Source organism: Streptomyces sp. NPDC051452, from assembly GCF_044454765.1.
Lineage (GTDB): Bacteria > Actinomycetota > Actinomycetes > Streptomycetales > Streptomycetaceae > Streptomyces.
This window is the reverse complement of sequence record NZ_JBITEB010000005.1, coordinates 417,670-424,562: the sequence shown is the minus strand read 5'-3', so window position 1 is coordinate 424,562 and position 6,893 is coordinate 417,670. Positions and strand designations below refer to the sequence as shown.

Sequence of the window (6,893 nt, the reverse complement as noted above, 5' to 3'; positions counted from 1 at the left end):
TTGGGGGGGGGGGGGGGGTTTGGGGGGGGGGGGGGTGGGGGGGGGGGCCCCCCCCCGCGGGGGGGGCCCCCCCCCCCCCCCCGGGGGGGGCCCGGGGGGGGGGGGGGCCCCGGCCCCCGGGCCCCCCCCCCCGCCCCGCAACGCACCCCGGCCGCGCCGCTCTCGCCGGCCGGCGACGCTCACCAGTGGACGACGACCTTGTCGCCGACGCCCACCTCGTCGAAGAGCCGGGCGATCGCCGCCTCGTCCCGGACGTTCACGCACCCGTGCGAGCCTCCCGCGTAACCGCGCGCCGCGAAGTCGTACGAATAGTGCACGGCCTGGCCCCCGCTGAAGAACATGGCGTACGGCATCGGCGAGTGGTAGAGGGTCGACACATGGTGCCGCGACTTCCAGTAGACGTGGAACACACCTTCGCGGGTCGGGGTGGACTCGGTGCCGAAGCGCACGGCCACGGTCGACACCGTTCGGCCGTCGACCATCCAGCGCAGGGTGCGGGTGGTCTTGCTGATGCACAGCACCCGCCCGGTCAGACAGCGCGGATCGGGCGCGTCGGCCGGCTGGCCGCCCATCAGGTACAGCTCCCACTTTCCCGGCGGACGCGTCATCGCCAGCAGCCGCTGCCAGGTCACCATGTCGGTCCTGCCGGTCCTGGGCAGCCCGCGCTTGCCCTGGAAGCCGCTGACGGCCCGCTCGGTCAGGTCGTCGTAGGACCCCGTCGGCCCGTCGAACAGCCAGTCCACCTGGCGCAGCCGCGCCTGGAGCTCCCGAACGCCCGGTCCGCTGTCGCCGCGCGACCACAGGACCCGGGGCGCCGGCGCGGATGGCGGTACCGAGGACGCGGATGGCGGTACCGAGGACGCGGCCGGTGCCGACGCGGCGGGCGGGTCCGAGGGTGGACGAGCGGGGCCGGGGCCACGGCTCGACGGCAGCCGGATGTGCACGGGCAGGCCGTGCTTTCCCTCGGCGTCCGGTGGTTGCACGGTGCAGCCGCAGAGGCCCGCGAGGGCGGTGGCCGAGGCGAGTACGGCGACGAGTCTGCCCGGGATGCTCATGCGGGGGATGCTTCCCCGCGTGACCGCCGTCCAACTACGGGGCATGGTGAAGGGGAGGAGGACGCACCGCGGAGGAACCCATGGCGCGCGAGTCGGAATCCGGTCTGCCCATCGAGCCGGTCTACGGTCCGGCCGACCTGACCGGCTGGGACCCGGCCGGAAAGCTGGGCGAGCCGGGGTCGTACCCGTTCACCCGCGGGGTGTACCCGAGCATGTACACCGGCCGCCCCTGGACCATGCGCCAGTACGCCGGCTTCGGTACCGCCGCCGAGTCCAACGCCCGCTACCGGCGGCTGATCGCCCACGGCACCACCGGTCTGTCCGTCGCCTTCGACCTGCCCACCCAGATGGGCCACGACTCCGACGCGCCGCTCGCCCACGGCGAGGTCGGCAAGGTCGGCGTGGCGATCGACTCGGTCGACGACATGCGCGCGCTGTTCGACGGGATCCCGCTGGATCGGGTCTCGACGTCGATGACGATCAACGCACCGGCGGCCCTGCTGCTTCTGTTGTACCAACTGGTGGCCGAGGAGCAGGGCGTACGAGCCGAGCAGTTGACGGGGACGATCCAGAACGACGTGCTCAAGGAGTACATCGCGCGGGGCACGTACATCTTCCCGCCCAAGCCGTCCCTGCGGCTGACCGCCGACGTCTTCGAGTACTGCGCGGCCGAGATCCCGAGGTGGAACACGATCTCGATCTCCGGGTACCACATGGCCGAGGCGGGGGCCACGCCGGCGCAGGAGATCGCCTTCACCCTCGCCGACGCCATCGAGTACGTGCGCACGGCGATCGCGGCGGGCATGGCCGTGGACGACTTCGCGCCGCGCCTGTCGTTCTTCTTCGTGGCCCGTACGACGCTGTTGGAGGAGGTCGCCAAGTTCCGTGCCGCACGCCGGATCTGGGCTCGGGTGATGCGCGAGGAGTTCGGCGCGCGCGACCCCAGGTCGATGATGCTGCGCTTCCACACCCAGACGGCCGGTGTGCAACTGACCGCGCAGCAGCCGGAGGTGAACCTGGTCCGGGTCGCAGTCCAGGCCCTGGGCGCCGTGCTCGGCGGCACCCAGTCCCTGCACACCAACTCCTTCGACGAGGCGATCGCGCTGCCGACGGACAAGAGCGCGCGCCTCGCGCTGCGCACGCAGCAGGTGCTGGCGTACGAGACGGACGTGACCGCCACGGTGGACCCCTTCGCGGGCTCCTACGCGGTGGAGCGGATGACGGACGACGTCGAGGCGGCCGCCCTGGACCTGATGCGCGCGGTGGAGGACCTGGGTGGCGCGGTGGCGGCGATCGAGCGGGGCTACCAGAAGGCGGAGATCGAACGCAACGCCTACCGCGTCGCGCGGGAGACCGAGTCGGGTGAGCGGGTGGTCGTGGGCGTCAACCGCTTCCGGCTCGACGAGGAGGAGCCGTACGAGCCGCTGCGGGTGGACCCGGCGATCGAGGCCCGGCAGGTCGAACGCCTGGCCGAGTTGCGGGCCCGGCGCGACCAGGGCGCGGTGGACGCGGCGCTGGACGCGCTGCGGACTGCGGCCGGGGGCGAGGAGAACGTGCTGTACCCGATGCGGGAGGCGCTGCGCCGGCGGGCCACGGTGGGCGAGGTGTGCGGCGCGCTGCGGGAGGTCTGGGGGGCCTACGTGCCGGCGGACACGTTCTGAGCCGGGGCGGTCCCCCCGCCCCGGCCGCGATGTCGTACCCCCGTGCGACACTCCTTCCCATGTTCGGCGTCATCGACCTTCCCACCTACCTCGCGGGCCTGATCCTGATCGTCCTGCTGCCCGGCCCCAACTCCCTCTACGTGCTGTCCGTCGCCGCCCGGCGCGGTGTGCGGTCGGGCTACACCGCCGCCGCGGGCGTCTGGTGCGGCGACACCGTGCTGATGACGCTGTCCGCCGCCGGAGTCGCCTCGCTGCTGCAGGCCAACGCCGTGCTGTTCGGGATCGTGAAGTACGCGGGGGCCGGCTATCTGACCTGGCTGGCGATCGGCATGCTGCGCTCCGCCCGGGCGATGTGGCTCACCCGGCGGGAGCGGACGGTGGAGGACGCCGGCGGGGCGGCCGTCGCCGCCGAGGAGCGGCCGTTCAGCCGGGCCCTCGTGGTCAGCCTGTTCAACCCCAAGGCGATCCTGTTCTTCGTCGCCTTCTTCGTGCAGTTCGTCGACCCGGGCTATGCCTACCCGGCCCTCTCCTTCGTCGTCCTCGGCGCCTTCGCCCAGCTGGCCAGCTTCCTCTACCTCAGCGCGCTGATATTCGGCGGCACCCGTCTGGCGGCCGCCTTCCGCCGGCGCAAGCGGCTGTCGGCGACGGCGACCACGGCGGCCGGTGCGCTGTTCCTCGGCTTCGCGGTGAAGCTGTCGCTGGCCGGTGCCTGACGTCCGGTTCGACGGGACCGGCCCGAGGCGTACGCGCGTGCGGGCCGACTCACCCCGGCCCGCGGGGGAGGGCCGGACTCACCCGGCGTGCAGGGCTCCCGTCCGCGCCGCGTACTCCGCCAGGCCCTCGGCCGTCCCGCCCGCCCAGCCGACGTATCCGTCGGGCCGGACCAGGAAGACGCCCGGCCCGTACGACGGCGGGGCCGCCGGCAGCGCGTGTACGCCCGTGACCGGTGACGTCGCTCCCAGCAGTGTCCAGTGCGGCCCCCGGAAGGCGTCGAACAGCCGTACGCCGTCCACCATGGCGTCGGGGGCCCGGTCGCCCGCCCGCACCCCGGCCGGGGCGGTGCGTGTCTCGACGCTCAGCGACGAGCGCGGGTAGCCCAGCCCGAGCTGTACCGTCGCCTGCCCGCGCCGCACCTCCCCGCGGTGCACGCCCGTCGTCAGGCCCAGCATGGCCGCGGCGTTGGGGCGCCGCTCCTCCTCGTAGGTGTCCAGCAGGGCCTCGGGAGCCCGGCCCCGCAGCACCGCGCCCAGCTTCCAGCCGAGGTTGTAGGCGTCCTGCACGCTGGTGTTCAGGCCCTGTCCGCCGGCCGGTGAGTGCAGATGGGCCGCGTCCCCGGCGAGGAGGACCCGGCCGTCCCGGAAGCGGTCCGCCAGCGCGGCGCGGGGGCGGAAGTCCGAGGCCCAGCGCAGCTCGGTGACGTCCTCGGCGCCCAGGTGCGTGTACGCCGCGACCAGTCCGCGGATGCCATCGAGGGAGAGGTCGGGCCGCGTCCCCTCCGCGAGGCGCGCCTGGAGCTGGAAGTCCTCGGTGCCGGCCAGCGGGCACAGGGCCACGCCGGTGCCGTCGTCCTCGGTGAACGTGTGCCAGTGGTCCCGGTCGAGCTCCCGCACCCGGACGTCCGCCACCAGGAACGGCGCGGGGTCCACCGTCTCCCCGGCCATGCCGATCCCCAGGGCCCGCCGGACGGCCGACCGGCCGCCGTCGGCGGCGACGGCGTACCGGGCGCGCTCGCTCGTGCCGTCGGCGAACCGCACGGTCACGCCGTCCGCGTCCTGCTCCAGGCCCGTCACCTCGCGGCCGAAGGCGACCCGGCCCCCGAGCTCGACCAGTCGCGCGTACAGGACCTCCTGGGTGCGCCACTGGGCGACCATCAGCGGCTCGGTGTACGGCGCGCCCTCCTCGGGCTCCACCCTGTCGAACATCGGCCGCTCGCCGAGCCGCCGGCCGTCCTTCCAGAGCATCCGCGCGGGATAGGGGCCGCCGGCCGCCCGGATCGCCTCCAGCACACCGAGGTCGTCGAAGACCTCCTGGGTGCGCGGCTGGATCCCCTTGCCGCGCGAGCCGGGGAACAGGGCCTCGGCCCGCTCCACCACCAGCGCGTCCACCCCGCGCCGGGCGAGGTCGATACCGAGGGTGAGACCCGTGGGACCCGCGCCCACGATCAGGACGTCCATCACTGCTCTCCTTAACGCCGTTAAGTGCCGTCACCGGCGAGCGTGCCCTTAACGCTGTTAAGCTGTCAAGTGTGAGTACGGAACGACGAGCGCCCCTGGATCGCGCACGGGTCGCCGACACCGCGCTGCGGCTGCTGAACGAGACCGGTCTGGACGGGCTGACCCTGCGCGCGATCGCGAGGGAACTGGACGTCAAGGCGCCCGCGCTGTACTGGCACTTCAAGGACAAGCAGGAGCTGCTGGACGAGATGGCGACGCAGATGTACCGCCGGATGGTCGCCGACATCGCGCTCGACCCCGCCGACACCTGGCGCGAGCGGCTGCTGAGGGTCAACCGCGCGCTGCGGGCCGCGCTGCTCGGCTACCGCGACGGCGCCAAGGTCTACAGCGGCTCACGCTTCACGGGCACGGCCCACGCCCGCGAGCTGGAGGAGCATCTGCGCGTCCTGACCGGCGCCGGGCTCACCCTGGTCCAGGCGGTCGACGCGGCCCGGGCCGGCACCATGTTCACCATCGGCTTCGTCATCGAGGAGCAGGGCGTCGTACCCCTGGCCGGCGAGCGCCGACAGGGGTACGACATCGAGGAACGCGCCCGGCGCCTGGCCGACTTCCCCCTCGCGGCCGAGGCCGGGCGGGTGCTCTTCGACGACTACGACCGGCAGTTCGAGGAGGGGCTGGCCCTGGTGATCGCCGGCATCGAGGCGCGCTACGGGATCGGCTGAGCTTTCTCAGGCCCGGCCGGCTCCCCTTCCGGCGGGCTCCGCGTCCTTCGGAAGGGTGAACTCGGCGGAAATCACCGATGGACGCGGCCTCTTGAGCGCTTTTCGCAGCCGGGGCCCGAGCGGTTTCTCCACGAACCGGTGGATCAGCCAGGCCAGCAGCAGCATCCCGAGCACGGTCGCGGCCAGCGTCGGCCACGGCGGCAGGCCGAGGCCCCGGTGCAGCACCCGGATGACGAACCAGCCCAGGTGCTCGTGGACCAGGTAGAACGGGTACGTCAGCGCCCCGGCCGTGACCAGCCAGGACCAGGTGGCCCGCCGGGTCCAGCCGAGGGCCACGGCGGCGACCGCGGCGAAGGCGAGGGTGACGACCGCCGTGATGACCCACGGGTCGCGATGGAAGTCGCCCCGGGCGCCGGCGTGCCACAGACCGCGCGTGGCGTTGCTCTGCCCGAGCAGCCAGGAGACCGCGACGATGCCCCACAGCAGCAGGTCACTGCCGAAGCGGTGGATCAGATAGAGGGCGAGACCGCCGATGAAGAACGGGGCGTAGTCCGGCATGACCAGCTGGTCCGTCAGCGCGTTGCCGGACGTGCGGCACACCACCGCCGCCAGCGTCCAGACACCGGCGAAGAGCACCACGCGCCGGTAGGTGACGCCCCGCACGACGACGAACAGGGCGAACAGCGCGTAGAAGCGCACCTCGACCCAGAGCGTCCAGCACACGCCGAGGACGCGGTCGGCGCCCATCGGCTGTTGCAGCATCGTCAGATTGACCAGGAACTCATCGGGCCGGACCGGGTGGACGACCACCGGAAGGGCGACGGCCGCCGCGGTGACCAGCACCAGGGCGACCCAGTAGGCGGGGTAGAGACGGGCGACCCGGGACCGGAAGAAGTCGCCGAGGGTGCGGCCCCAACTGCTCATGCAGATGACGAAACCGCTGATGACGAAGAAGAACTGCACGCCGAGACAGCCGTAGGTGGCCGCCCGGGACAGGGTCGGGAAGACGTGCGCCGGGCTCTGGTGCCAGGACCCGGAGACCGCTCCGCCGCGACCGGCGTAGTGGTAGAGGCAGACCATCAAAGCGGCCACGAGCCGCAGTCCGTCCAGGGCGAGCAGCCGGTTCCCGCGGCCGGCCGCGTCGGCGGGCGCGGAGGCGGGCGCGGAAGCGGGGGTGAGGGGACGGGTGGCAAGGGTGGGCGAGGAGGCAGCCATGATGCTCGGAATTTACCCGACAAAAAGCTGATCATCTCGGACCTATTTGTGAAGAACCCTGGTCCG

6 protein-coding genes are annotated in these 6,893 nt (G+C 73.0%); 3 read left to right on the top strand and 3 right to left on the bottom strand.

The features are described 5' to 3' along the window. Nucleotides 1-179: 179 nt before the first annotated feature. Nucleotides 180-1,055, bottom strand: a complete 876-nt coding sequence (locus ACIBA9_RS16860; protein ID WP_399363603.1) for a L,D-transpeptidase family protein — start codon at nucleotides 1,053-1,055, stop codon at nucleotides 180-182. A gap of 80 nt (nucleotides 1,056-1,135) precedes the next feature. Here ACIBA9_RS16860 and ACIBA9_RS16855 point away from each other — a divergent pair, with 80 nt between their 5' ends. Both ACIBA9_RS16855 and leuE read left to right on the top strand, forming a co-directional pair. Further along, nucleotides 1,136-2,716 (top strand): methylmalonyl-CoA mutase family protein, encoded by a 1,581-nt coding sequence (locus tag ACIBA9_RS16855; RefSeq protein ID WP_362150765.1) that lies wholly within the window; start codon nucleotides 1,136-1,138, stop codon nucleotides 2,714-2,716. A 59-nt stretch (nucleotides 2,717-2,775) separates the two neighbouring features. Further along, nucleotides 2,776-3,429, top strand: coding sequence for a leucine efflux protein LeuE (leuE, locus tag ACIBA9_RS16850; protein WP_399363600.1), 654 nt, complete (start codon nucleotides 2,776-2,778; stop codon nucleotides 3,427-3,429). Between the two features lie 78 nt (nucleotides 3,430-3,507). Here leuE and ACIBA9_RS16845 read toward each other — a convergent pair whose 3' ends face one another. Beyond that, entirely contained in the window at nucleotides 3,508-4,890 is a 1,383-nt protein-coding gene (locus ACIBA9_RS16845; RefSeq protein WP_399363598.1) for an FAD-dependent monooxygenase, read from the bottom strand. Between the two features lie 71 nt (nucleotides 4,891-4,961). On the opposite strand from ACIBA9_RS16845, the gene ACIBA9_RS16840 reads away from it, so the two are divergent. Next, nucleotides 4,962-5,612: a TetR/AcrR family transcriptional regulator C-terminal domain-containing protein gene (locus ACIBA9_RS16840; RefSeq protein WP_399363596.1), complete on the top strand. Its 651-nt coding sequence runs from the start codon at nucleotides 4,962-4,964 to the stop codon at nucleotides 5,610-5,612. A 6-nt stretch (nucleotides 5,613-5,618) separates the two neighbouring features. Here ACIBA9_RS16840 and ACIBA9_RS16835 read toward each other — a convergent pair whose 3' ends face one another. Further along, nucleotides 5,619-6,827 carry an acyltransferase family protein gene (locus ACIBA9_RS16835; protein WP_399363595.1) on the bottom strand — a complete coding sequence of 403 codons (1,209 nt, stop codon included), beginning with the start codon at nucleotides 6,825-6,827 and terminating at the stop codon, nucleotides 5,619-5,621. Between the last annotated feature and the right edge of the window lie 66 nt (nucleotides 6,828-6,893).

Coding starts and splice junctions, on each gene's coding strand:
- ACIBA9_RS16855 (WP_362150765.1), top strand. CDS start 1,136: ATGGCGCGCGAGTCGGAATCCGGTCTGCCCATCGAGCCGGTCTACGGT.
- ACIBA9_RS16835 (WP_399363595.1), bottom strand. CDS start 6,827: ATGGCTGCCTCCTCGCCCACCCTTGCCACCCGTCCCCTCACCCCCGCT.
- leuE (WP_399363600.1), top strand. CDS start 2,776: ATGTTCGGCGTCATCGACCTTCCCACCTACCTCGCGGGCCTGATCCTG.
- ACIBA9_RS16860 (WP_399363603.1), bottom strand. CDS start 1,055: ATGAGCATCCCGGGCAGACTCGTCGCCGTACTCGCCTCGGCCACCGCC.
- ACIBA9_RS16845 (WP_399363598.1), bottom strand. CDS start 4,890: ATGGACGTCCTGATCGTGGGCGCGGGTCCCACGGGTCTCACCCTCGGT.